We start from the raw sequence: 22,400 nt of genomic DNA on the forward strand, positions 1-22,400 counted from the left end.
ACACCTCTTAACGAGGTGTTAAACACATTTACGTACATATGGAGCTTTAATGGAAAATTTAACCAAAAACGGAAAAGATAATAATTTGGAGCCCAGTAGAAGCGATTATGTTGCATCCGCAGCTAAGTCTGCTTTAGGAATGGTTCCTTTTGCGGGTTCATTATTGGCTGAAATAGCTGGATCAATTATTCCAAATCAACGTATAGAGAGAATAGTGAAGTTTGCAGAATCTCTGCAAGATAAACTTAAAATTCTAGAAGAATCGATAATTAAAACTAATCTGACTAATGAAAATTTCACTGACTTGGTTGAAGAAAGTTTAATTCAAGCATCTAAATCTCTATCTGATGAAAGACGAAATTATATATCTTCATTGGTTGTGAATAGTATTTCTTCAGTAGATATTGAGTATTTTGAATCAAAACATTTACTTCGTATGTTAGGTGAAATAAATGATATTGAAGTAATCTGGCTAAGAGCTTATTTAGATCCTTTTTATGGCCGTGACGTTGAGTTTACTAAAAAGCATGAGCATATTCTTGAGCCTGTCGGAGCACATATGGGATCATCTCAGAGTGAATTTGACAAATCTACCCTTCAAAAAAGTTACAAAGAACATCTGGCAACTCTTGGCTTGCTAGAGAAAGAATATAATATGGATTCTTCATCAAAAAATGTAAAACTTAAGGTTAAACAATTTAAAATAACTCCTCTTGGCAGGCTTTTATTGCGAGAATTAGGCTTTAAAAATGGGTTGTTGAACTAGCAAGGTATAAAGAGACAAGACACTAAGCTTTTGCACTTTGCCACGTACTTAACCAATTATCATATTTTTCTAAAATATTTCAGGAGTATTACTTGACTCAAGGAATGACTGACGGACTACTACGTCAAAGACGTAATCTAATGATTATTTCTATTCTAATGGTATTTATTAAATTTTCTGAATTTAAAGTCAAAAAGCTTACGATATCTGGCTTAAGCTTTGAAGAGCTGGGCAATCCATCATCTATTTATGTAATGATTTGGGTTTTGTTTTTCTATTTCTTATTTAGGTATCACCAGTACTATGCACAAGAAGGTAAAGGCTCATTATTTTCACAAATCAATGCCTCATTTGGATCTAAAATTCAGAATTATTCTGCAGAAGTTACTCAAAAAATTAATGAGCATGCAAGCTATACACCTAATAACCTCGACTCAATAAAACGTAAAGATTGGAGTATTACAGTAAGAATTCCGGATCCTACAAATCGACGTGATGCAGAAGAACGAGAAATAACACTAAATCCTTTTGTTATTTTTAAATTTAAACTAACTTCTTGGATTAACGTTTGTATCAATAGCAGTGTAGTGACTGATTACTTATTACCATATTTTATCGCTGGCATCGTTTTGATTTATTGTTATGACGGTACTGGCTTTAGTTTACTTAATTCATTAAGCGCATTTTGACATATCTAATCATAAAAGCAGACAGTTATTGGTGTTTTTCTAACAAGAACTATCTAACGTAAATATGATTGGGTGCTACCGGTACAAAAACTGATACTAAGTACTGTTTGACTCTTCATACTTAGTTACAACGCTTGTTGATACATCACTAACTCCCTTGCGTCTGTAGTCAATTTGGTAAGAGAATACGCTAAAACTAGCAATAATAAACCACCAACGATGCTAGCCTTTAATGTAAATTCTTTAATCGATCTCCCTCTTTCTTTAGCAACATTTTTAGCATTGTTATTTAATTCCTTATGTAGTGGCGGCACAAAGAAAATGATTGCGATCACGCAAATAAGTGCAGATATATTATTACCTTTCTCAAAATAGTATTCGATGATTCCAACAGTAAAAAAGCCTAAACCCCATCCTATAGTTTTTAGTAACATACAAACTCTTTTCAATAAGCATTTGATAATTTGTCAAAACTGACAAATATCGGCATTTTCTCAGCAATTATTTTACGATACAATTTTTAACTCTACCGCTTTACCATCATCCAATTTAGACTTTACTTTGTGATGCAATCTTCTATTTTCACTGTTCAGATAATATCGTTTAGCCTGTTCAAGCTTGGGCTTAAGCTCTTGATATTGCTCTATACCATGGCTATTAATCAAAGTATCACCAATATCTACAATTAGGTTATGTGCATAAGTGTCGCCGCTTTCTGCATTGTTACTTTCATTACCAATAATATTATCTTCAATAAACTTATGACAAATAACCATTACTACTGCAATAGCCAGAAAATAATAAACAAACAACATTAAACAACCCTTCCTGTGTTACTAGCTATTTCTTTTCTAGACTTAAATATAATTAGAAATGCGATAGCAATTTCGACTACATTTATAACTGGCGTATAAAGTGTCCAAAGCCACCATGGTTTGCGATTCCCATGTTCGATTATGTCTATATGCATTGCCATGTACATGCAAATATTAACCAAAAGTAGATACATCAGAATTGATGTTAATTTATGATGTTTCACTTTGAAAACATAGTGAGCAATAATGCTACCAATAATTGTTAATGAGTCATATTGAACCCACCTTAAGTAGTAATCAACATCAGGCTTACGCTCAGCCAAGAATTCATATAATGCGTTATTTGCTATAACAAAGTTTATGAATAAAGCGGCGGATATAATAAAAACAGATGGATTAAGTTTATTATTTTGGTACGAAAAGTAAAAAGCCGCAGCAAAAGCAAGCATTATTAATACACTAATAGTTGCTGTTACATCCGGCTTAGATAAAGCGTCTAAAAAATACATAATTAGTCTGGGATATGTATTCCGCCACCGCCATGATAAGGAGTCGCATTTCCATCATCTGCTGCCGCTGCAGCAATAGCTTCTTCACTTAAGATTACAGTGTCAGTTACTGAAGGTTCGGTAACTTTTACCTCTTCTTTTGTAGCTTTATTTGTTGCAGACGTATTGGTAATTTTTTCGTTATTCACAATTGGCTTATTAGGTGATATTTCCATATTGCAATTTCTCCTTTTTTTAAAATTTCAATCAAGATATTAAGTGACTAACATACCTTCTATGTGTATCTACATCAAGAGATAACTGTACTTTTAAACAGTGTAATTACTATTTTAACTAAATGATTTATTTAATATTTAAATAAGTAGTCTATTCTGTCACTCATAATATCGCGCCCCGCTGTGTGGATTTCATTACACGCAATGATTTGGCAGTATAAACAGATATACTATATGCTGCAATACGTTGAAATGTATAAGTTTGAAATGTTTATCCGTAGAGTAAAAAGAACAGGCATCGCCTACTCTTTTTTACTTTTTGGGGTTAATACTGTGTCGGTTAAATAATTCGTCCACACATTCATGGCATCTCTTTTTTCTCTCATGTAATCGTATCGGTCATAATGTACCGTCGAAATATCAACCTTATTATGTTGCTGTAATAAATCTCTATCTGTTTTTGATATGCCTGCTTTCCCCATTAGTGTTTTACATGTTCGTCTAACATCTCTTGGGTTAAAGTCAGGTATTTTGTTCTTTCTACACCATCTCAGGGTTGCCATTCTAATTGTTGATATGTGTGCTGGTTCTTCTAGTCTGTCTCTGTGTGGCCACAAGTGCCCTATTTTTCCTCTAGATATCACCATTTCTTGAATAATTGGTTTGGCTAATGAAGAAATTGGCACAATATGATCACCACGTTTTCTAATTTTTATTCGTTCAGTTGGAATAGTAAAAATATCATCTTCAAAATCAAATTCTGCATCCTTGCAATGATAGAGTTCAAGTACACGCTGACCACCAAATGCAATGGCCAATTGATAAAATCGTTTAGTATTAAGCGGTAAGTCAGGTGCATTCCATAACTTATGAATCTCAGCTTCTGATAACCATCTATTGCCAACACTTTTCGGTATATCAAACTGAATATCATGAATAGGATTGCTTTCAACACAATAAAAATTTGGTTTCTTAAATCGCTCTGGTGATTTATCAAAGTTAATCGCGAATTTGAAAAGAGACATTAAGTCACTTCTAAAAATAGCCGCTTGCTGTTTTGCACCTCGGTTATAAACCTTGTAAATCAATTCCCTGCCTACATCAGATGTAAATTCATTAGGCATCATTTTTGAAGGTATAAAAGGCAACAAATTAGATTTAAACGAATTGGTTGTTCTCTTGATTGTATTCGGAGCCCATTTTTGTCCAATAAATTGATAAAAGTCATCTATCAATTCTAATAATGTTCGCTGAGAATCAATGCTTACTTTTTCAGTTCTAAGTAACTCACGAGTTGCTAACGGGCTTTTTCCTTGTTGTAATATTTCGGATAAGTGCATAGCTTCTTTTCTTGCTGCAGCCAAAGTCCATGCACCATAAGCACCTATTTCCATTCTTTTACGTTTGCCGTCAAAAAAGAACTGAAATTGAAATTTTTTATTACCCGAAGGATAAACTTTAAGTTGTAAGCGTCCAACACCACGGGCATCGCTATCAGCGGTTACAACAAAGGGCTTATCCTTAGCCTTAATTGACTTTATGTATTTATCCGTAAATCTCATATTGTATTTTTAATTGCATTTAAATGATTAACTTACACATTGAACATGCGCAATTTACTTTTGTATATCATTGAAACGATGGAAATAAAATAAGGAACAGTGTCAGTTAAAGTGTCACTTAGTCCCTTTACTTGTTTGACAGTGAGGACAGTATAGACGGGGATATTTTAAGGTGCAACCGGTATAAGTGGCCTGTGCTTACATCAATGACAACAATGACTTAGGAGTTAGACATGGCTAATAATTCACACACTCTTTGAACTCCATTAGGTATTATTAAACGTCGGCTACGTCTTATTAACAAATAATTTGAAATTATCCTTCATAGCAATTAAGCTTAAAGCATCAATCTGGTCAGACCTCAATACCATTTGATGATACTAAACACTATTAAGCAACAACATTAAGGAAAATTTGTGGACTACTTAACTTGGGCATTAATTGCCATCGCGCTTAGCGGTTTTATGGCCTATTCTAGGGCTTCGCTCACTTCATTTACCATAGCTTTTACCCTACTTATGGTTGTAGGAACATTTTTTAATATTATCTCTTTTTTCTCATGGCTGCTATTCGCTGTTATTGTTATTCCACTTAACGTTGCCGATATACGCAAGCAATATATCACTAAACCACTGCTAGCCCTGTTCAAAGGTATTATGCCAGAAATGTCAAAGACCGAACAGGAAGCAATTGACGCCGGCACCACTTGGTTTGAAGCGGAGCTATTTCGTGGCACCCCGGATTGGAAAAAACTGCACAATTACCCACAGCCTCGTCTAAGCGCTGAAGAACAAGCTTTCTTAGACGGCCCAGTTGAAGAAGTCTGTCGCATGACAGATGATTGGCAAACTACCCATGAATTGGCGGATTTGTCGCCGGAAGTTTGGCAGTATTTAAAAGACAATAAATTCTTCGCCATGATCATTAAAAAGCAATATGGCGGTTTAGAATTTTGTGCTTATGCTCAATCTCGCGTGCTACAAAAGTTATCAGGTGTTAGTACGGTATTATCATCAACCGTTGGCGTACCAAACTCTTTAGGTCCTGGCGAATTATTACAACACTATGGCACGAAGGAACAACAAGATTACTATTTACCTCGCCTAGTTAAAGGTGAAGAAATTCCTTGTTTTGCATTAACTAGCCCTGAAGCCGGCTCAGATGCTGGTGCCATCCCTGACTTTGGTGTGGTTTGCCGAGGTGAGTTTAATGGTGAAGAAGTATTAGGTATGAAGCTTACTTGGAATAAGCGTTATATCACCTTAGCACCAATCGCAACCGTCTTGGGTTTAGCCTTTAAATTACAAGACCCTGATCACCTTTTAGGTGAGCAAGAAGATTTAGGCATTACCTGTGCCTTAATTCCAACCGATATTGACGGCGTGATCACAGGTCGTCGTCACTTCCCACTTAACGTGCCATTTCAAAATGGCCCAACCCAAGGTGATGGCGTATTTGTTCCTTTAGACTTCATCATTGGTGGTCCAGAAATGGCTGGCCAAGGTTGGCGTATGTTGGTTGAATGTTTATCCGTTGGCCGTGCCATTACCCTACCGTCTAATAGCGCAGGTGGTATAAAGTCTCTCGCTTTAGCAACAGGCGCTTATAGCCGCATACGTAGACAATTCAAAATTTCTATCGGTAAAATGGAAGGTGTTGAAGAAGCACTAGCCAGAATTGGTGGTAATGCTTACTTGATGGATGCGGTAACTACTATGTCTACTGGTGCTATTGATATGGGCGAAAAACCGAGTGTTATTTCTGCCATCTCAAAATATCACTTAACCGAGAAAATGCGTAACTGTGTTGCTGATGCCATGGATATCCACGGTGGTAAAGGTATTTGTATGGGGCCAGGTAACTACCTAGCCCGCGGATACCAAGGTGCTCCCGTAGCCATTACGGTTGAAGGTGCCAATATTCTTACTCGCAGCATGATCATCTATGGTCAAGGGGCTATTCGTTGTCACCCATACGTACTCGCAGAGCTTGCTGCCGCTGGCAACCAAGACGAGCAACAAGCATTAAACGACTTTGATCATGCCCTGTTTGGTCACGTTGGTTTTGCCATTAGTAACATTTGCCGTAGTGTTTGGTTCTCTTTCACCGGCAGTTATGCACTTAGTACTCCTTACAACGACGAAACAAGACGCTACTACCAACTAATGACTCGCTTTAGTTCGAACCTAGCCATGCTATCTGATGTTGCTATGTTGACCTTAGGTGGTGATTTAAAACGCCGAGAGCGCATTTCAGCAAGGCTTGGTGATATCCTAAGTTACTTATACTTAGCCTCAGCAACGCTTAAACGTTATAACGATGAAGGCCGACAAAGTGCTGATTTGCCATTGTTGCAATGGGCTGTTGAGGATAGTTTGTACAATATTCAACAAGCAATAAATGAACTAATTAGTAATTTTCCGAATAAGTTAGTTGCGAAAGTACTAAGAGTTATTATTTTACCTTTAGGTTGCAACCTGAAAAAACCTTCAGATATTACTGATCATAAAGTTGCTAAGCTAATGCAGTCGCCAAATGATAGTCGCACCCGTTTAGGGCAAGGACAATATCTAACTCGTGAGTCAGAAAATGTCTTGGGGCAATTAGAGCAAACCCTTGATGATATTATCGCTTGCGAGCCTATTTTTGACAAAGTCTGTCGTGAACTAGGAGAAAAACTACCTTTCTACAACCTTGATATTGTTGCAGAAAAAGGACTCGCGGCGAATATCATCAATCAAACTGAGGCTGAGTTATTAATTGCCACCGAAGTTGCAAGAAAAGCGGCAATAAACGTTGATGATTTTGAATCCGATTATTTAAAAGCCGGCTAAAGCTTTTACATTAAGTTACATCGCTCCAATCCATGCCTCTTCATTATGTTATATAGTGAAGAGGTATTTTTTTCTTTACAGCCTTTAAAACTCTAAAGCGATATCGGCTTGCAAATACGATTCCCCTTATACTTACCGAAAAGATTTGATAACATTGTTTCTAGTTTGTAACAAAACAGTTGCGACTGAATATTGTAAGTTCTCTCAAAACACTATAAATTGCCACTATTACAACCTATTAACAAACGTAACACTACGAGTAAAATAAATCGATGTCTGTAACTAATGAACTAACGGTAAAAAAGAGACGCAGTAAAGGCGAACGAACAAAACACCTTATTTTAGAATCTGCCATTGCCATTTTGGCAAAACAAGGTATAAAAGGGGCAACACACCGTGCTATCGCTTCTCATGCTAACATTCAGTTATCCTTGACCACCTACTACTTTAAAGATATTCAAGAATTGGTGCAGCAAGCATTCGAGCTAAATTCTGCTAATGTGATTAATGAAGTCACCGATTTATGGCAGCCGACATTAGATCTGGTCGACAAATACAGTAAAGCAGATTTACGTAGAGTCAGCGTAAGGGTCGAATTAAGAGAAAAAATAGCCAACTTGTTAGTAAAAATGATAACGGATAACGCGACTAATAATCGCCAACAACTTATCGTTGAACAACAATTATTTAGTGAAATTCAGGTAACATCGGCGCTGAGCTTAATTGCCAAACAACATTATTTAGCCCAACTGCAACCTTGCCTGCAATTGTGTCAATATTTTACACAAGACGGCGTAGCAGTGAATGCTGAAATATTGTTAAGCCAAATCCAACAAGTCACCTACCGACAGTTATTGGCTGAGAATAACGAAAACATTGATAGACTTGCGGATGTCATAAGGCAAATTTTAGCAATTGTTATTCGGCTAAAACCATAATAATTAAAGTTTTGTACTCGCTTGGCAAATGGGTTAGATTAAGTCATCCGACCATCTAACCTAGTGAGACATCTCCGTGGATTTTAGCGAGCAATTATCAAAACATCAGCAATTCTTCACCAGCAACAAAACACGTGATATTGAATGGCGTAAACAGCAACTTCAGCAGATTAAACGCTTAGTCAATGAAAATGAGCAAGCTTTTCTCGACGCACTTGCCAGTGATTTAGGTAAGCCAGCGCAAGAAGCTTGGGTTACTGAAGTTTCCTATGTTACTGGTGATGTTGACCATGTTTGTAAACGCTTAAAAAGCTGGGCTAAAAAGCGCCGCGTTGCCACACCGATAGTTGCCCAACCCGGTCGTTCATATATACAACCTGAGCCACAAGGCACGGTACTGATCATCGGTGCTTGGAATTACCCAATGCAACTAATACTTGCACCGTTAGTTGCGGTTATTGCTGCTGGTAATTGCGCTATTGTAAAACCTTCTGAGCTGGCATCTGCTACCTCTAAACTCATTGCCAAACTAATTCCCCAGTATTTAGACCCGCAAGCGGTATCAGTTGTTGAAGGCGCTGTAGAAGAAACAACGGCCCTGTTAGCGTTACCCTTTGATCATATTATGTATACTGGTAATGGTCAGGTCGCCCGAATCGTTATGAGCGCTGCAGCAAAACACTTAACACCGGTAACTTTAGAGTTAGGTGGTAAAAGTCCGGTCTATGTTGATAACACTGCCGACATAACCATCACGGCTCAGCGCATAGCGTGGGGGAAGTGGATGAATGCCGGGCAAACATGTATTGCTCCTGATTATATATTAACTTCAACAGACATGGTTGCACCGCTAGTAGCAGCGTTAAAAAAACAAATTGAAACAATGTTTGGTAAAGATCCACAGCAAAGCACAAGTTACGGAAAAGTAGTCAACGAGCGCCACGCCGAGCGTATTAGTCAATATTTATCAGGATTAACCGCAGATGTCGGTGGCAACTTTAACGTCGCTGAACGCTACATAGAGCCAACCATAGTGGTTAACCCTGCTCTAGATAGCGCATTAATGACTGACGAAATTTTCGGCGCAATATTACCTATCATCACCATTGAAAACTTTGATGACGCCAAGCACTTTGTCAAAGAACGTGACAAGCCATTATCTTCATATATTTTCAGTAAAGACAATGAGCAATGCCAAACTTGGGTCAATGAAATAAGCTCAGGTAGCCAATGCATCAATGATGTCATTATGTTTAATGCTGTGCCTGAATTACCGTTTGGCGGGGTCGGACCAAGTGGCATGGGACAATATAGTGGCAAGGCCGGCTTTGACAATTTTAGTCACTTAAAATCGGTATTGGCTCGACCATTTATTAAAGACTTGCCGGTCAGGTTCGCTCCTTATAGCAAAATGAAATTTAAGTTTCTAAGATGGATACGATAAGTTGAGCTTGCAATCAACCGTAGTAAGGTAACGTGATGAAATATGAACGACTAGGTAGTAGCTCGCTGGAAGTTTCTCGTATTTGTTTAGGTAGCATGACCTGGGGTGTGCAAAACAATCAAGCTGATGCCAACGCACAAATTGATTATGCGCAAATGCAGGGAATTAACTTTATTGATACCGCAGAAATGTACGCCGTGCCTCCCTCTGCTGAAACCTACGGAAAAACAGAAACAATAATAGGTAACTGGCTCAATGCTAATCCATCTCGACGTCAAAATATTATTTTAGCGTCAAAAATTGCCGGACCTGGATTTTCCTATATCCGTGACGGCAGTAAAATATCTGGCGCGTCTGTAATTTCTGCTGTTGAAAGCTCGCTAAAGCGACTGCAAACGGATTATATCGACCTCTATCAATTACATTGGCCTAACCGGCAATCCCCTCATTTTGGCAACCATTGGCCAAATACTAACAATTTCACCCAAGTTAATGCCGAGCAACAAACAGAAGAAATGCTCGACATTTTACAAGGGCTAGATAGCTGCGTAAAAGCCGGTAAAATTCGCTATTGTGGCTTATCTGACGATACCCCCTGGGGCATTAATCAATACTTACGACTCAGCCAAGAACACAATTTACCACGTATGGTATCGATACAAAATGAGTTCAGCTTATTACACACTAAAGATTGGCCTTATTTAATTGAAAATTGCGTGCATGAAGATGTTGCCTATTTACCTTGGTCGCCATTAGCAACCGGCTTACTGACCGGTAAATACCTTAACGGTCAGCGCCCGAGTGGCAGCCGTTTTACTTTAATGCAACGACACGGACTTTTTCGCGATACCCAATATAGCGACTCAGCGGTAAAAGCTTATTTGGATATTGCTCAACAGCATAATATTTCACCTGCGCATTTAGCGTTGGCGTGGTGCGAGCAAATAAATGGTGTGACATCAACCATTATTGGCGCAACAAATATGCAACAATTAACTGAGAATATTGCTGCCTTTAAGCAACCACTTAATACCGATATTCTTGAAGATATCAATCAAGTCTTACGACAATACCCTAGCACATTTTAATAAGTAACCTGAACATGGGATAAGAAGCGACATTTAGTAGCTTACTTGTGGTTGACGCTTAAATTAGCTCGCTCCTCACTAGTTTCAGTGCTCAGATCAAAAAAGCCGTATTTCAAAGGAAATACGGCTTTTTAATTTTATTTGACTAACGCATTATAAGAAAGACAATAACTCTTCGTCTAACTGCATTAAAGTTTTAGGATCAGCCATCATAGTTGTTGCAAGTGACTTAGTGCGTGGCAATAAACGCTCGAAATAGAACTCAGCGGTTTTAATTTTCGCACGGTAAAAATCACGATTCTCAACATCGGTTGCTAGCTTTTCATATGCTGCTTGTGCCATTTGTGCCCAAAAATACGCCATAACCACATAGCCTGAGTACATTAAGAAGTCGACGGAAGCTGAACCTACAACATCACGATCTTTCTTCGCTTTAAGCGCAAGACGAATCGTATATTGTTGCCATTTAGCCACAGTTTTACTTAGTGGCCAGATAAACTTATTCATTTGACGTTTATGCGGATTGCTCGACAGCATACTTTTATCTTTACAGAAAATAAGAATTTCTTTAGCAAACGTATTCAATGATTTACCACGAGTCATCAAGACTTTACGACCCAATAAATCAAGCGCTTGAATACCGGTAGTACCTTCATAAAGTGTCGAGATACGAGTATCACGAACAATTTGCTCCATGCCCCACTCTTTGATAAAACCATGACCACCAAATATTTGTAAACCATGGTTGGCACTTTCAGAGCCAAGTTCTGTTAAAAATGCTTTTAAGATTGGTGTGATAAAACCTAAAGTAGAGTCCGCTTTTTTACGGTCTTGTTCTGATTTTGCATTTTCAATTTCATCAACGAGTTTCGCCGTGTAATAAATCATCGCACGACCACCTTCACTGATGGCTTTTTGTGTCATTAACATTTTACGAACATCAGGATGACAAATAATCGGATCAGCAACTTTATCTGGGTGTTTAGTCCCCGATAATGAACGCATAGATAAACGCTCTTTCGCGTAAATTAATGAGTTTTGGTAAGCCAATTCAGCCGCACAAACCCCTTGTAATGCCGTACCTACACGTGCGGTATTCATAAAGGTGAACATACATTCTAGCCCTTTATTTTCAGGACCAATCAAGACACCTTTTGCATTATCAAAATTTAAAACTGCGGTTACTGATGCTTTAATACCCATTTTATGCTCAATTGAACCACATGAAACGTTATTAAATTCGCCAATGGTACCTTGTTCATCGGTTTGCATTTTCGGCACAATAAACAACGAAATACCTTTAGTCCCTTCTGGGGCACCCGGTAATCTCGCTAATACTATGTGAACAATATTATCGGTTAAATCATGTTCACCTGCTGAGATGAAAATTTTAGTACCTGTGATGTTATAGGTACCATCGCCATTTGGCTCAGCTTTAGTTTTAACTTGGCCCAAATCCGTACCACATTGTGGCTCAGTTAAACACATGGTGCCTGTCCATGAACCTTCAATTAAGCGGGTAAGATATAATTCTTTTTGCTCATCAGTACCATGAGTGTGAATGGTATTCATCGCCCCATGACTTAAGCCAGGATACATCGCCCACGACCAGTTTGCGGTACCCATAAGCTCTGAAACCACCATGCCTAATGACGATGGTAAGCCTTGGCCACCATGTTCAATAGGGTGTGACAAGCTAGGCCAACCACCTTCAACAAATTGTTGATATGCCCCTTTAAAGCCTTTTGGTGTGGTTACCGTACCATTATCAAAAGTACAGCCTTCTTCATCGCCGCTTTGATTAAGTGGCAGGAGTTCATTTTCACTGAATTTGGCACATTCTTCGATAATGGCATCGACTAAATCAGGTGTAGCCTCTTCAAACTCAGGATGCTTTTTGTAATGTCCATAATAGTCAAATACATCTTCAAACAAGAATTTAATATCTGCAACCGGCGCTTTATAACTCAGCATGTATAACTCCTAACACTTTTAATAATAATTTTTTTTGCATTTCTGCATAAGTGATAACGAGTATACACACACATCCGACCAGTGGTCAAACCAGTAATCAACTTTAACAGCAAAACAATACTAAATTGGCTAATAAATCCTTAACAATCAAATACAAAAAAGTTCAAGGGAATTAAAGAACATAGGGCTAAAATTATGAAAGACGGTACATTTAACTTGGTGGCTGTTGATCTGGTGAGACTTTACTTGCAATGATTTATTCGCTTTTTACATAGCACAGAGCCTTTGTGCTGTAGCAGTTCAGCATAAAAAGGCGATAATGTCGTAGGAATAACAAACAAAAATTGTCAAAACGATGACTAAAAGAAAACCTATTCTAGGCCTTAATGAATCACTATTGATAAGGTTGTGCCGTTACACGTCAATTAAACTTTCTGCAGTGGCTGGTATGTCTCCACTACAATTCAACTCAATTCCGTTCTGTTCCGTAAGCCAGCCAAAATTACTCTTGGCTCTGCTTGTCACTTTCAATATATTGAATTGTAAAAACATTTAAACCTAAATATTCAGCAAGCTGTTGCTGCGAGCAATTGTTTTATCTCTTAGCTTTTGCAATCATAATAGTTCATTGTCACTCGGTGAAGACATCATCAATCACCTAGCTCACTGTCGCTAACGACTTGACCTCGACAATAACACGACTTTGCAACATCACCCTGAATTAACTGGATTTTATCCTAGTAAGGAATAAGCGCAGGTAAAATTTTGGTAAAAGAATTTGTTACTTAATAGTTTAAGGAACAGCTACCAGACATTGAATTTGCCCACCGCAATTGTCAATTTTCGCCATGTCTTTATCAACCGCTGTGCCATTAACCCTTGCATTGGGATCAGACTGAACGAGTTGATACCCGCGTACTAGAACTTCAGGTACCTTACTTGCGGACTGCCAATAGTGCTGAAATTTCAAGCTGTGGTATAATTGTGCCCCGTCCAAGATCGCGCCAGAGCCGACATATAAACCAGGAACATAACCCGCCTTCACTACCGCATCATACCAATTATTGCAGTAGGCAATCACGGTATCGGCATCAACGATATTGCTGACTCCTTCTAAATCACACCATATATTTACACCGGGAGGTAAACCGACTGCCTTGCTATTTTTAGCAGCATTGGTGCCATAGGTTGTGCCCAGATTTGCAGTTGGGGACCAACCTGAATAAGGCACATGCTGAACGGCCATCAAGCCAAGACCAGCTTGTAAGATCGAAAGCGCTTCGTGGTAGCTGAGTTCATTCTTTCCTTCAGGGGTACCCAAGGAAAGGTAGCGAAGACAAAATCGGTAGCCATCGTTGTAAAACTGCTTTGCAATCTCGAAATTCAAAACGGTATCAGTGTCGAAACCCAACGCCGAAGACATTGTTGTTATCCGTCCAGGTAGAGTCATAGAAATATCCTTTTTCGTCATGATCTGTAACAGTATACTTCAGTTCTTATTTGGCGTGAGTATTTATTTTTGCAGCGATTTAATTCAGCCACATCACGCCCTGTTGATGGGTAAATAATAGTCACTTAAAATTAGCAAGGAACTAGCAATCGCAACTTTTCCTTTTAACTGACTTACGATATAGGTTTATTTCACATTATCAGTAATAAAGTTATTTAATTCAGAAATCTCCCGGATCACATATAAAGACTTGTTCGTTGATATTTCTTCTAGTTTTTGTAAAAAATCATCATTCCAAAATTTTGGACAAAGTTTTAACACGTTGTAACTTTGTAATGTTCCTTTTAAAACTGAACTACCATCCGGCCAACCTTCGGGTCTAATAAACAAGCCTTTTAGAAGTCGCTTTGTCACCAACCAGTAACTGACAAAATAAGGTAGATCTATATAGACCAGCGTATCGGCCACTTCTAGCCGTTTATTAAATGACTCAATTGGACCGAAGCCATCAATAATCCAACTACTAGAGGATAGGATATTGCCATGCTCCCTATCGTAAATCGTTCGATCTACCAGCTCGCCATCTTTTTTATATACAATGGCATCTAATTGATGCAATTTTATTCCAGTCGCTGATGCCAGCTTTTTGCTCAACGTCGATTTACCACTACCCGGCTTACCAAAAACTGCTATTTTCTTCATACGTCCTCCTTTAACTGAAATCAATCCCATAAGGCAGAAATAAAAAACCCGCCTTTTGGGCGGGTTTGACAACTTAAAAGCACAGCAAAACCCACCATTCCTATGGAATGATGATAATTCGAGCTGTCAGTTGCGTAAGGTTTATATTCATGAGTTCATCCTGATAGATGAGTATATTAATGTCAACCGCTTATCGAGTATAAGTGTTTACAAAAATAGCCAACTATTTTCGCCTCTATTCATTGTTCTTTATGCATTTGATAATTATGAAACTTACACTACCAAAAACACTAAAAGTTAATAGATAAGCGGAGGATAATAATTTAAGCTTTCATTAGCAGCAGCACCAACTGATAAACAAAAATGAGTAAACAAAGGTAATTAATTTTCATCTATCGGCCTTTAACACATAACACCGCCATAAGCTTTCATGTGTCCGTTCTTAATGGCGGTGCCGCGCTACGATTCAGCATTAGTTTATGATGGTTCTCACTTTCTTTGGGTAAGCACATTAGTTATTGTGGCTAATTTTTGTAAAGCCACGCTCAGGACAATAAGTGTAATTATTATCCATATTCTTTTTCTCACCGTTTCCAATTATCCACCGAAAAGTAAGGCAGTGATCAGGCCCATCAAGTTCTATGATTTCAATTTTTATTGGCATACGCGAAGCATAAGTGCGTACCTCACCCTGCTTCCAGTAACCAAGTGGGAATTTACTCCCTAGTCCACTATAAGTTCTAGCACCCCACTGTTTTCTCTTATCATAAATTCTCACTAGTCCATCTCTTGAATTATTAATGGTGAAATAAGATTCAACTTTTCCCATATGCCTAGTACTAAAGGTTCTTTTATAATAGGCAACTTCATTGCCAGCCCATGCAATTTTGGTGTTATTGGTTTCCGTTTTGAAAGGACCTTCTATGTAATAATTGTCGCATGGTTTTCCACTGAAAGATGCACAGGCAGTGTTGGAAACCTCTTTTAGTGCTAATTTATGTTTTCCATCCCATTTTCCTCCCGTAAAAAGCTCAACAGGGATGAACCGCTCTTTTGTTGAACTATTATAAGCCTTATCCCAAGAAGTCTTTGCTTCGGTAATAGTTTTGGTACAACTAAGACTTGATACAGTTAAAAAAAGTATAAAAAATATGTTTAGATATTGTTTCATGACCGATAGTTCCTTGAGTATAATGCCCAAATAAAGAGCCGAATAACGCTTGCGAAAATTGTCGAGCGAAGCAGAACCGAGCAAGCGTTATCTGTCCTGTTAAATTTCTTGTTATATTTCCGATTGCACAGCCCTACCACTAAAGGGTGACCGAAATTTTTCACTCAAATTTGTAAATGAAAGAGTCAGAGCAACACCAGTAGAAAAATAGTAAATTTGTACCATAAAAATTTCATAAGCACTGTATGCAGCCACACCTTCAAACAATGAAATTGATAATCCGATTAGACTTAAAACTGCAAATATATTCCTAGCTACCAGGTTAAAACTTAGCATAACCAAAGCTGCAACCTGTAAAGGGCCAATTATCAACAATTTAAACCAGTGCGGTATTTGCGAATTAAAGCCATGCCACTCCATAGCATCGATAATGTCATTACTATATTCCCAACCCCCGCTCATATAGTTCAAGAAAAAACTAGAAAAGCAAAGAACAATGATTGATATTTTATAGATTATTTCAGACTTCATCTAAACTCCATTTAGGGAATATAACGCCGCTATTATACGGCTAAAAATAGTTAACTAAAATGATGAGGAACAAAAGCAGCCAACTGTTTTTCTCCTTATTAATTAATTTGTTATATGTTCGCTACTTGGGCCGGAGAGTCTCAATAATTTGTGCATCCACCCAATAGATAGTTACGTCTTCGTTTCCGCGCTTTGTTCGACGATCAAATAAGAGAAATTTTCCATCTGGTGACACACTTGGATTTTTTTCAGAGGCAGTGGTATTTATCTGGTCTCCCAAGTTTATGGCAGAACCCCATGCACCGTCAGCCTCCCGAAAGCTGATGTAGAGATCAGAACTGCCATAGCCACCTTCTCTTACACTATCGAAAACAATGTAGTTTTCATCCGGGGCAATGTAAGGATGGGCATTATACCTGCCAATGCCAAACTGAGGTCCCAGTGATTTCGGTGTCTCATATTTGCCGTCTATCAAACGTGAATAGCGCAGAGGAGTGTCCAATTTTTTGGTATAGGTATCAAAATAAATGGTTCCGTTGGCTGAAATTGCAGAGCGCATAATATCGATACTTGCAAAAGGCTCACCGAGGCTTTTCACCTCAGACCAACCATCGCTTATGCGTTCTATATATCCATTTTTTAACAAAATGACATTCCCATCGGGAGAGATAGATGGTTCACTCACTGCTTCCGTGACAACAGACTGCTGCCATTTATTATTTTTATATTCAATAACTGCCAGCCCATAGGAAACCTCATCTCCTTTAAATGTTCCAACTTTAACGACGCCGGCGTATTCTTCACCTTCTCTTACAAAATAAAAGGTATTCATATCCGATCCGAACATTCCCTCAAGATCAATAGATTCTTCTTTATTAACAACTCCAGGGGCAAAAATTTCAGGTGTTGAACCGGGTGGTGTTTGACCTAGATAGGGACCATCTGGGATGGAAATATCATCTTGGCTATAACTAGTGCCGCTCATTGCTAAAGCAGAAAATAGTAGAACAATTGCAGTGCTAACCAACTTCATAATTTATTCCTTATTTTGAAATCAACGAATTATTTCACTTCCATCTTGATGGTCGATTTCTATTGATATAATGCTTATATTTGATTGAACCAGAGGTCAGCCTAAACAAATCGACTTTAAAATACCTGACGTACTTGTGATTTTTAGATGATTTAATCCTGACGGCGACAACCAACTTATTAAGTACATATCCCCCTACTAAGAGGCAGTAAAATAGTTGACTAAAATATGAAGCAAAGCGAAACCAAGCTAAACTGTTTTTAGTCCCGCTTAATTGGATTTTCATATTTACTTGTTAATCACTTTACATTTGTTTTTTGAATACCTAAACCACTCTTAAATTTAATTGGAAACTCTAAAGAAGGTTTACCAGCCCATCCACGCTCTAAATACAGGTTATATCCATTTTCAGATTTTTCATATTTGACTGCAGAAATCCAAATTCCATCCCAATCACCTAGGAATTCAAGTTCATCCAAGCTTTTTGGATAAACCCCATTTCTAACTTTATGAAGTTCGATAAGTGATATAGCTGAAACAAAATTTTGTGTACCAAATTTTTCATCTGCACCTGGAACTTCAAAGTCACAACCTGAAAGGCTTAAAATAAATAAAAGGCCAAATATATACTTGAACATCGGAATGTATCCCTAATTGCTGATGTAAACATAACGCCCCATTCAGGGGCCGATTAATAGCTTGCTTTAAAATATATTGCGCAGTTTAACCGAACAAGCAGTTAACGGCCCTTTGCAATGGCTTGTTATGCAGCTATTTGACGAAGCCTTGCTATTACCAATATACCTACGCAAACACTGGTGGCTACAACAAAATGAAACCAAAAAACTTCGTTTGGTTCTAGAGCTATGAAGCCGGATTTCACAACATTTGTCTTAATTGCAACTTCGCTAGCTTTGCAAGACGAATCATAAAGCAACGTTTGACCTTTCACTAAAGCGATGTTATTTCCGATACAAAAAACTGCATAAGCAATGACAACGGCTATAGCTTCCCTAGAGGATTTAGTAGCCTTTTCATTACTGATCACAAAACCAGCAACAGCAATACTCACGACACTAAAATATCCCCACAACTTATCAACTTGCGTATATTGATTTTGATATAAGCTCATCAAGTCAACCACTGTTTCGTACGCACTCATAATTATCCTTGCTAAATAACGCCCTGTTAAGGGACTAATAATGTTTGGCTAAAATGTGTAGCGAAGCGAAACCAGCTAACTGTAATTTTTCCTACTTGAATAGCTTGTTATAACTACAATATCGCCGCAGCAATTACCGTTACAAATGAACAAATTATTCCTAATACAAACCGAGTACGAGCTTTCATAAGTGTATTAATAGACAAGCAACGTGTATTCCACGATCTCCTGCCCAAATTGACGATTTTCATAGTTCTCGCCGATAGATAAACTCCCCATTCCACCGTCACCCATAGGGTTGACAAGTAATTGGGTGATATCTATTTCCAAGCTAGCTATCTCAAGCAACCTATTCATTATTTCAATTTCAGTTGAATTCAAATTCCGCATTAGAGATACACATAACGCCCCAATATGAGGCGAAAAGTAATTGGCTATAATTGTGAGGCACGAACAAAGCCAACTGTTTTTTGTCCTGCTTGATTGACTTGTTATATTTGCGAATTCATATACTAAGTTTAATAGCCAAGACCGATATCGTAAACGTGACAGAAATATCCTGAAGAACCTGCCCATTTTTGATTTGTATGACCGTCAACTCTGATAGGTGTTTTGGCATGATATGCTGAAAGAAGGATAGATAAGCCAGCCTCAAAACCTGGATCAGTTTTTTTTAGGAAATATCCAGACTTACAAATACTACCATTCGTTTCAAGAATAAAAACAAGATCACCCCCACCATATTCTGAATAAGACATTATTTTTGTTACTTTTGCTGTAGGAGATGGCTCCGTAGCAAAAGCCGATAATGATATAATAGCCATAAAAAAAGAGACGAGTACAGGAGAACTAGATTTCATATTATTCCTTTTGTTAAATGAATGAAGATTGATTAAAAATATAATGTCCTGCTTGAACAGCTTGTTATGTGTTTTTACTACTGTATTGGATTACGATCTAATTTCCAACTTTACTCTTAAAGTTAAAACTAAAGCTAACCCTTGCAGTAATAAAAAGGATAATAAGGCACCTTTAAGGTTCACTTCATCCTCAACATCTATCCAAGCTTCTAATAAGATCCCCAACCAAACCACAATAAAAAACAGCAGAATTACCGATTGCGGATTTCAAGATAATTTGATTTTTAGGTGACATACTACCCTAAACACATAACGCCTCATTAAGAGGCTAAAAATAGTTGGTTAAAATAAGCAACGAAGGAGCAAAAACCAACTGTTTTTTTTCCTTTTAAATGACTTATTATACATAAATTAGACGCCAATAGTTTCGACAAATATTGAGTTTAAGTAAGCCAACTTTTGATTATGTTAAAGAAACTTATTAGAAGTCCAAGCACAAAAATAAAAAAACCAACAAAGCTAACAATGACACCTGCATCAGCAAAGCCAATGATTTTGTTAATTACTACACCAAGAAATAGGATAATTAAACCGATAGCAAGTAAGCAGACCGATTTACTTAATAGTGCCGATTCAGAGATTTTCACCAAATGACCTTTTTATGTATAACGCCTAATTAACAGGCAAAAAATTGTTGGCTAAAATGTTGAGGAACGAAAATAGTCAACTGTTTTTTATCATTATTAATCAGCTTGTTAGGTTGAACTTTACTCACAAGCTTCGCCATTGTTGTTTTAGCCCTATTAAATGAACAATACCAAAAGATAAGCAAATTACTGAACTCCAAATCCAAAACTCAGGTGAGCGCCCCATAGGGGAATTTATTAAGAAAAAACCAGCGATACCACGAGCTAAATAAATGAAAGTTATTAACACAAGAGCTAAACGAATTAACGGCAGTTTGAAAATAATACCAGCGGCAGAAAAAGCATAAATTGACCAGATAGAGAGAACAAGAACAATTCCGCTAGTTATCAGAGTTGGCTGAATGCTCCCTTGCTCAGAAAGCAACGCCATTTGTTCCCCAGCACCAAAGAATCGATACCAAGATACCCCAAAATAAATACAACCTAAATGTAGAATTGCAGCAATTGCACTTAATGTACCTGCAACTATGAGAAAAACATTCATGCTTAGGTGAAGCCTCCGTGTAACCTAACGCCCCAATAAGGGGCTGATAATGTTTGGTTAAAATGTGGAGCGAAGCGAAACCGAGCCAAACTTAAACAGTCCCACTTGAACAGCTTGTTAGCTTAATTCTCATAAATAGCGATGACCTTACACGATGTTTCATCAATATTAATATTTAAGGGGTTACTCCTTGCCTTTGCAGATAAAATCAAAGCATATTCATCTTTAAAGCTTTCTCTAGAGCGATCTAGGCAATACCTATTAGGCCAGGTAGGATAACAAGTGCAATCTGTTTTTGTAGACCCCTTTTGAGCTATCGAAATAGTTTTTCCATCATAGCCTATTGCTATCATTTCAATTGTTCCACTATGCCACCCGGCAAAGGCTGGTGTTGATAAAAACAAAACCAAAATTAAAAGTTTTCTCATATATACTCCTTTAAGCTAACGCCCTGTTAAGGGGCAAATTGTAGTTGGCTAAAATGTGTAGCGAAGCGGAACCAGCCAACTGTTATTTGTCCCGCTTGAACAGCTTGTTATATGCCAACGGCTGCTATCCATTTGTAAATTATAAATAAACATACAGCATAACCTGGAATAGAAAAACCTAAAGGTATATACCAGTGATAAATTTTGTCGTTTGGAAGTTTATCTTGGAATACAAATGCCAAAGAGAAAGCTAGCGTACTTAGAATAGTAATGACCAATAAACCGAATGAACCTACCGCCAATAAAAGTGCCGATAAAAATGAACCACCATTACCAGAAGCTGAACCTAAACCATTAAATAAATCGATTGTATAAACCCCTGAAGCAACTATTGCAGCTAAAGTTATAAACATTAATATTTGATAAGTTAACTTCATGTTGATTTTGGCATATAACGCCCTAATAATGGGCAAATAATAGTTGGTTAAAATAAGCGACGCAGGAGCAAAACCAACTGTTATATGTTCTGCTTGAGTGGCTTGTTATAAGTACATTGATTATATTAAAAAATATCTCCTGGACACTTCTCTGGATTAGTGCCGTTAGCAATGTCGATTATCTTGGGAAATGCTGACTCTCCACGACCAGTAGCCGCATATGATGTCAATTTAACGTTATCATTATTATTTTTAATATTAACTATTAAAAAGTGATGCGGTCCTTTATAGAGAATATTTTTAACCACTATGTCTGTCTCATCTGCTTTTTTAATTTTTTGTACACTAATTGTTTCACCAAGTTTGTTACCGTTTAATTTAACAACACTAGTTTTAAAACACTTACTTAAATAATCATAGATTTTACCTTCTACTTGTTCAGAAGAAAGTACACTTTCAATCTCGATCTTAGTATTTTTAGATTTGACACTTTTGATAGTATTTACACTCATGCACGCCGATAAAGACAAAACTGCAACTAAGTTCACAATAACTTTCATATATTTCTCATAATTAGATTTTCACAGCCAAACCTGACTGT

25 protein-coding genes and 1 pseudogene are annotated in these 22,400 nt (G+C 37.6%); 6 read left to right on the forward strand and 20 right to left on the reverse strand.

Features of this window, described 5'->3' with window-relative positions:
- Nucleotides 1-49: 49 nt before the first annotated feature.
- Both AC27JP_RS09280 and AC27JP_RS09285 read left to right on the forward strand, forming a co-directional pair.
- Nucleotides 50-766, forward strand: a complete 717-nt coding sequence (locus AC27JP_RS09280; protein WP_487114288.1) for a hypothetical protein — start codon at nucleotides 50-52, stop codon at nucleotides 764-766.
- 92 nt (nucleotides 767-858) lie between these two features.
- Nucleotides 859-1,455, forward strand: coding sequence for a hypothetical protein (locus AC27JP_RS09285; protein ID WP_487114290.1), 597 nt, complete (start codon nucleotides 859-861; stop codon nucleotides 1,453-1,455).
- A 125-nt stretch (nucleotides 1,456-1,580) separates the two neighbouring features.
- Here the strand turns inward: AC27JP_RS09285 and AC27JP_RS09290 are convergent, their stop codons facing one another.
- The 5 genes from AC27JP_RS09290 to AC27JP_RS09310 all read right to left on the reverse strand — a co-directional run bounded on the left by AC27JP_RS09290 (nucleotide 1,581) and on the right by AC27JP_RS09310 (nucleotide 4,556).
- Nucleotides 1,581-1,889 (reverse strand): hypothetical protein, encoded by a 309-nt coding sequence (locus AC27JP_RS09290; RefSeq protein ID WP_487114292.1) that lies wholly within the window; start codon nucleotides 1,887-1,889, stop codon nucleotides 1,581-1,583.
- A 72-nt stretch (nucleotides 1,890-1,961) separates the two neighbouring features.
- Nucleotides 1,962-2,270, reverse strand: a complete 309-nt coding sequence (locus AC27JP_RS09295) for a hypothetical protein (protein ID WP_487114294.1) — start codon at nucleotides 2,268-2,270, stop codon at nucleotides 1,962-1,964.
- A complete protein-coding gene (locus AC27JP_RS09300) occupies nucleotides 2,270-2,779 on the reverse strand; it encodes a hypothetical protein (protein WP_487114296.1) in 510 nt (169 codons plus the stop codon). The genes AC27JP_RS09295 and AC27JP_RS09300 overlap by 1 nt, the downstream gene beginning before the upstream one ends.
- 2 nt (nucleotides 2,780-2,781) lie before the next feature.
- Entirely contained in the window at nucleotides 2,782-2,994 is a 213-nt protein-coding gene (locus tag AC27JP_RS09305) for a hypothetical protein (protein WP_487114298.1), read from the reverse strand.
- Between the two features lie 302 nt (nucleotides 2,995-3,296).
- Nucleotides 3,297-4,556: a tyrosine-type recombinase/integrase gene (locus AC27JP_RS09310; protein WP_487114300.1), complete on the reverse strand. Its 1,260-nt coding sequence runs from the start codon at nucleotides 4,554-4,556 to the stop codon at nucleotides 3,297-3,299.
- A 416-nt stretch (nucleotides 4,557-4,972) separates the two neighbouring features.
- Here AC27JP_RS09310 and fadE point away from each other — a divergent pair, with 416 nt between their 5' ends.
- The 4 genes from fadE (at nucleotide 4,973) to AC27JP_RS09330 (ending at nucleotide 10,860) form a co-directional block, all read left to right on the forward strand.
- The gene (gene fadE / locus AC27JP_RS09315; protein WP_487114302.1) at nucleotides 4,973-7,390 is read left to right on the forward strand and encodes an acyl-CoA dehydrogenase FadE; all 2,418 of its coding nucleotides are present in this window, start codon (nucleotides 4,973-4,975) and stop codon (nucleotides 7,388-7,390) included.
- A 272-nt stretch (nucleotides 7,391-7,662) separates the two neighbouring features.
- A complete protein-coding gene (locus AC27JP_RS09320; RefSeq protein ID WP_487114304.1) occupies nucleotides 7,663-8,328 on the forward strand; it encodes a TetR/AcrR family transcriptional regulator in 666 nt (221 codons plus the stop codon).
- A gap of 76 nt (nucleotides 8,329-8,404) precedes the next feature.
- Complete coding sequence (locus AC27JP_RS09325; RefSeq protein ID WP_487114306.1) at nucleotides 8,405-9,772, forward strand: aldehyde dehydrogenase family protein; 1,368 nt, start codon at nucleotides 8,405-8,407, stop codon at nucleotides 9,770-9,772.
- A gap of 35 nt (nucleotides 9,773-9,807) precedes the next feature.
- Nucleotides 9,808-10,860 carry an aldo/keto reductase gene (locus tag AC27JP_RS09330; protein WP_487114308.1) on the forward strand — a complete coding sequence of 351 codons (1,053 nt, stop codon included), beginning with the start codon at nucleotides 9,808-9,810 and terminating at the stop codon, nucleotides 10,858-10,860.
- Nucleotides 10,861-11,013: 153 nt separating this feature from the next.
- Here the strand turns inward: AC27JP_RS09330 and AC27JP_RS09335 are convergent, their stop codons facing one another.
- The 15 genes and pseudogenes from AC27JP_RS09335 to AC27JP_RS09405 form a co-directional block, all read right to left on the reverse strand.
- Complete coding sequence (locus tag AC27JP_RS09335) at nucleotides 11,014-12,834, reverse strand: acyl-CoA dehydrogenase C-terminal domain-containing protein (RefSeq protein ID WP_487114310.1); 1,821 nt, start codon at nucleotides 12,832-12,834, stop codon at nucleotides 11,014-11,016.
- Between the two features lie 793 nt (nucleotides 12,835-13,627).
- Nucleotides 13,628-14,257 (reverse strand): DUF1906 domain-containing protein, encoded by a 630-nt coding sequence (locus AC27JP_RS09340; protein ID WP_487114312.1) that lies wholly within the window; start codon nucleotides 14,255-14,257, stop codon nucleotides 13,628-13,630.
- Between the two features lie 213 nt (nucleotides 14,258-14,470).
- Nucleotides 14,471-14,986: a P-loop NTPase family protein gene (locus AC27JP_RS09345; protein ID WP_487114314.1), complete on the reverse strand. Its 516-nt coding sequence runs from the start codon at nucleotides 14,984-14,986 to the stop codon at nucleotides 14,471-14,473.
- 511 nt (nucleotides 14,987-15,497) lie between these two features.
- Nucleotides 15,498-16,157 carry a hypothetical protein gene (locus AC27JP_RS09350; RefSeq protein ID WP_487114316.1) on the reverse strand — a complete coding sequence of 220 codons (660 nt, stop codon included), beginning with the start codon at nucleotides 16,155-16,157 and terminating at the stop codon, nucleotides 15,498-15,500.
- A gap of 111 nt (nucleotides 16,158-16,268) precedes the next feature.
- Nucleotides 16,269-16,688, reverse strand: a complete 420-nt coding sequence (locus AC27JP_RS09355; RefSeq protein ID WP_487114318.1) for a hypothetical protein — start codon at nucleotides 16,686-16,688, stop codon at nucleotides 16,269-16,271.
- 121 nt (nucleotides 16,689-16,809) lie between these two features.
- A complete protein-coding gene (locus AC27JP_RS09360; RefSeq protein ID WP_487114320.1) occupies nucleotides 16,810-17,721 on the reverse strand; it encodes a TolB family protein in 912 nt (303 codons plus the stop codon).
- Nucleotides 17,722-18,020: 299 nt separating this feature from the next.
- Nucleotides 18,021-18,359: a hypothetical protein gene (locus AC27JP_RS09365; RefSeq protein ID WP_487114322.1), complete on the reverse strand. Its 339-nt coding sequence runs from the start codon at nucleotides 18,357-18,359 to the stop codon at nucleotides 18,021-18,023.
- Nucleotides 18,360-18,484: 125 nt separating this feature from the next.
- Entirely contained in the window at nucleotides 18,485-18,883 is a 399-nt protein-coding gene (locus AC27JP_RS09370; protein WP_487114324.1) for a hypothetical protein, read from the reverse strand.
- Nucleotides 18,884-19,096: 213 nt separating this feature from the next.
- Nucleotides 19,097-19,273: pseudogene (locus AC27JP_RS09375) on the reverse strand (DUF6984 family protein); the annotation flags it as partial.
- A gap of 128 nt (nucleotides 19,274-19,401) precedes the next feature.
- Nucleotides 19,402-19,743 (reverse strand): hypothetical protein, encoded by a 342-nt coding sequence (locus AC27JP_RS09380; protein ID WP_487114326.1) that lies wholly within the window; start codon nucleotides 19,741-19,743, stop codon nucleotides 19,402-19,404.
- Nucleotides 19,744-20,186: 443 nt separating this feature from the next.
- Nucleotides 20,187-20,390: a hypothetical protein gene (locus AC27JP_RS09385; protein WP_487114328.1), complete on the reverse strand. Its 204-nt coding sequence runs from the start codon at nucleotides 20,388-20,390 to the stop codon at nucleotides 20,187-20,189.
- Between the two features lie 124 nt (nucleotides 20,391-20,514).
- Nucleotides 20,515-20,934 carry a hypothetical protein gene (locus AC27JP_RS09390; protein WP_487114330.1) on the reverse strand — a complete coding sequence of 140 codons (420 nt, stop codon included), beginning with the start codon at nucleotides 20,932-20,934 and terminating at the stop codon, nucleotides 20,515-20,517.
- 122 nt (nucleotides 20,935-21,056) lie between these two features.
- Nucleotides 21,057-21,362, reverse strand: a complete 306-nt coding sequence (locus tag AC27JP_RS09395; protein WP_487114332.1) for a hypothetical protein — start codon at nucleotides 21,360-21,362, stop codon at nucleotides 21,057-21,059.
- A gap of 107 nt (nucleotides 21,363-21,469) precedes the next feature.
- The gene (locus AC27JP_RS09400) at nucleotides 21,470-21,799 is read right to left on the reverse strand and encodes a hypothetical protein (RefSeq protein WP_487114334.1); all 330 of its coding nucleotides are present in this window, start codon (nucleotides 21,797-21,799) and stop codon (nucleotides 21,470-21,472) included.
- 125 nt (nucleotides 21,800-21,924) lie between these two features.
- Nucleotides 21,925-22,359, reverse strand: coding sequence for a hypothetical protein (locus tag AC27JP_RS09405; RefSeq protein ID WP_487114336.1), 435 nt, complete (start codon nucleotides 22,357-22,359; stop codon nucleotides 21,925-21,927).
- Between the last annotated feature and the right edge of the window lie 41 nt (nucleotides 22,360-22,400).

This window comes from Colwellia sp. SU-HH01172 (genome assembly GCF_057553355.1).

What these genes read in the sequence shown, in the direction of transcription:
- AC27JP_RS09280 (WP_487114288.1), top strand. Translation starts at nt 50, where the DNA reads ATGGAAAATTTAACCAAAAACGGAAAAGATAATAATTTGGAGCCCAGT.
- AC27JP_RS09290 (WP_487114292.1), bottom strand. Translation starts at nt 1,889, where the DNA reads ATGTTACTAAAAACTATAGGATGGGGTTTAGGCTTTTTTACTGTTGGA.
- AC27JP_RS09295 (WP_487114294.1), bottom strand. Translation starts at nt 2,270, where the DNA reads ATGTTGTTTGTTTATTATTTTCTGGCTATTGCAGTAGTAATGGTTATT.
- AC27JP_RS09300 (WP_487114296.1), bottom strand. Translation starts at nt 2,779, where the DNA reads ATGTATTTTTTAGACGCTTTATCTAAGCCGGATGTAACAGCAACTATT.
- AC27JP_RS09305 (WP_487114298.1), bottom strand. Translation starts at nt 2,994, where the DNA reads ATGGAAATATCACCTAATAAGCCAATTGTGAATAACGAAAAAATTACC.
- AC27JP_RS09310 (WP_487114300.1), bottom strand. Translation starts at nt 4,556, where the DNA reads ATGAGATTTACGGATAAATACATAAAGTCAATTAAGGCTAAGGATAAG.
- AC27JP_RS09320 (WP_487114304.1), top strand. Translation starts at nt 7,663, where the DNA reads ATGTCTGTAACTAATGAACTAACGGTAAAAAAGAGACGCAGTAAAGGC.
- AC27JP_RS09330 (WP_487114308.1), top strand. Translation starts at nt 9,808, where the DNA reads ATGAAATATGAACGACTAGGTAGTAGCTCGCTGGAAGTTTCTCGTATT.
- AC27JP_RS09335 (WP_487114310.1), bottom strand. Translation starts at nt 12,834, where the DNA reads ATGCTGAGTTATAAAGCGCCGGTTGCAGATATTAAATTCTTGTTTGAA.
- AC27JP_RS09340 (WP_487114312.1), bottom strand. Translation starts at nt 14,257, where the DNA reads ATGTCTTCGGCGTTGGGTTTCGACACTGATACCGTTTTGAATTTCGAG.
- AC27JP_RS09345 (WP_487114314.1), bottom strand. Translation starts at nt 14,986, where the DNA reads ATGAAGAAAATAGCAGTTTTTGGTAAGCCGGGTAGTGGTAAATCGACG.
- AC27JP_RS09350 (WP_487114316.1), bottom strand. Translation starts at nt 16,157, where the DNA reads ATGAAACAATATCTAAACATATTTTTTATACTTTTTTTAACTGTATCA.
- AC27JP_RS09355 (WP_487114318.1), bottom strand. Translation starts at nt 16,688, where the DNA reads ATGAAGTCTGAAATAATCTATAAAATATCAATCATTGTTCTTTGCTTT.
- AC27JP_RS09360 (WP_487114320.1), bottom strand. Translation starts at nt 17,721, where the DNA reads ATGAAGTTGGTTAGCACTGCAATTGTTCTACTATTTTCTGCTTTAGCA.
- AC27JP_RS09365 (WP_487114322.1), bottom strand. Translation starts at nt 18,359, where the DNA reads ATGTTCAAGTATATATTTGGCCTTTTATTTATTTTAAGCCTTTCAGGT.
- AC27JP_RS09370 (WP_487114324.1), bottom strand. Translation starts at nt 18,883, where the DNA reads ATGAGTGCGTACGAAACAGTGGTTGACTTGATGAGCTTATATCAAAAT.
- AC27JP_RS09380 (WP_487114326.1), bottom strand. Translation starts at nt 19,743, where the DNA reads ATGAAATCTAGTTCTCCTGTACTCGTCTCTTTTTTTATGGCTATTATA.
- AC27JP_RS09390 (WP_487114330.1), bottom strand. Translation starts at nt 20,934, where the DNA reads ATGAATGTTTTTCTCATAGTTGCAGGTACATTAAGTGCAATTGCTGCA.
- AC27JP_RS09395 (WP_487114332.1), bottom strand. Translation starts at nt 21,362, where the DNA reads ATGAGAAAACTTTTAATTTTGGTTTTGTTTTTATCAACACCAGCCTTT.
- AC27JP_RS09400 (WP_487114334.1), bottom strand. Translation starts at nt 21,799, where the DNA reads ATGAAGTTAACTTATCAAATATTAATGTTTATAACTTTAGCTGCAATA.
- AC27JP_RS09405 (WP_487114336.1), bottom strand. Translation starts at nt 22,359, where the DNA reads ATGAAAGTTATTGTGAACTTAGTTGCAGTTTTGTCTTTATCGGCGTGC.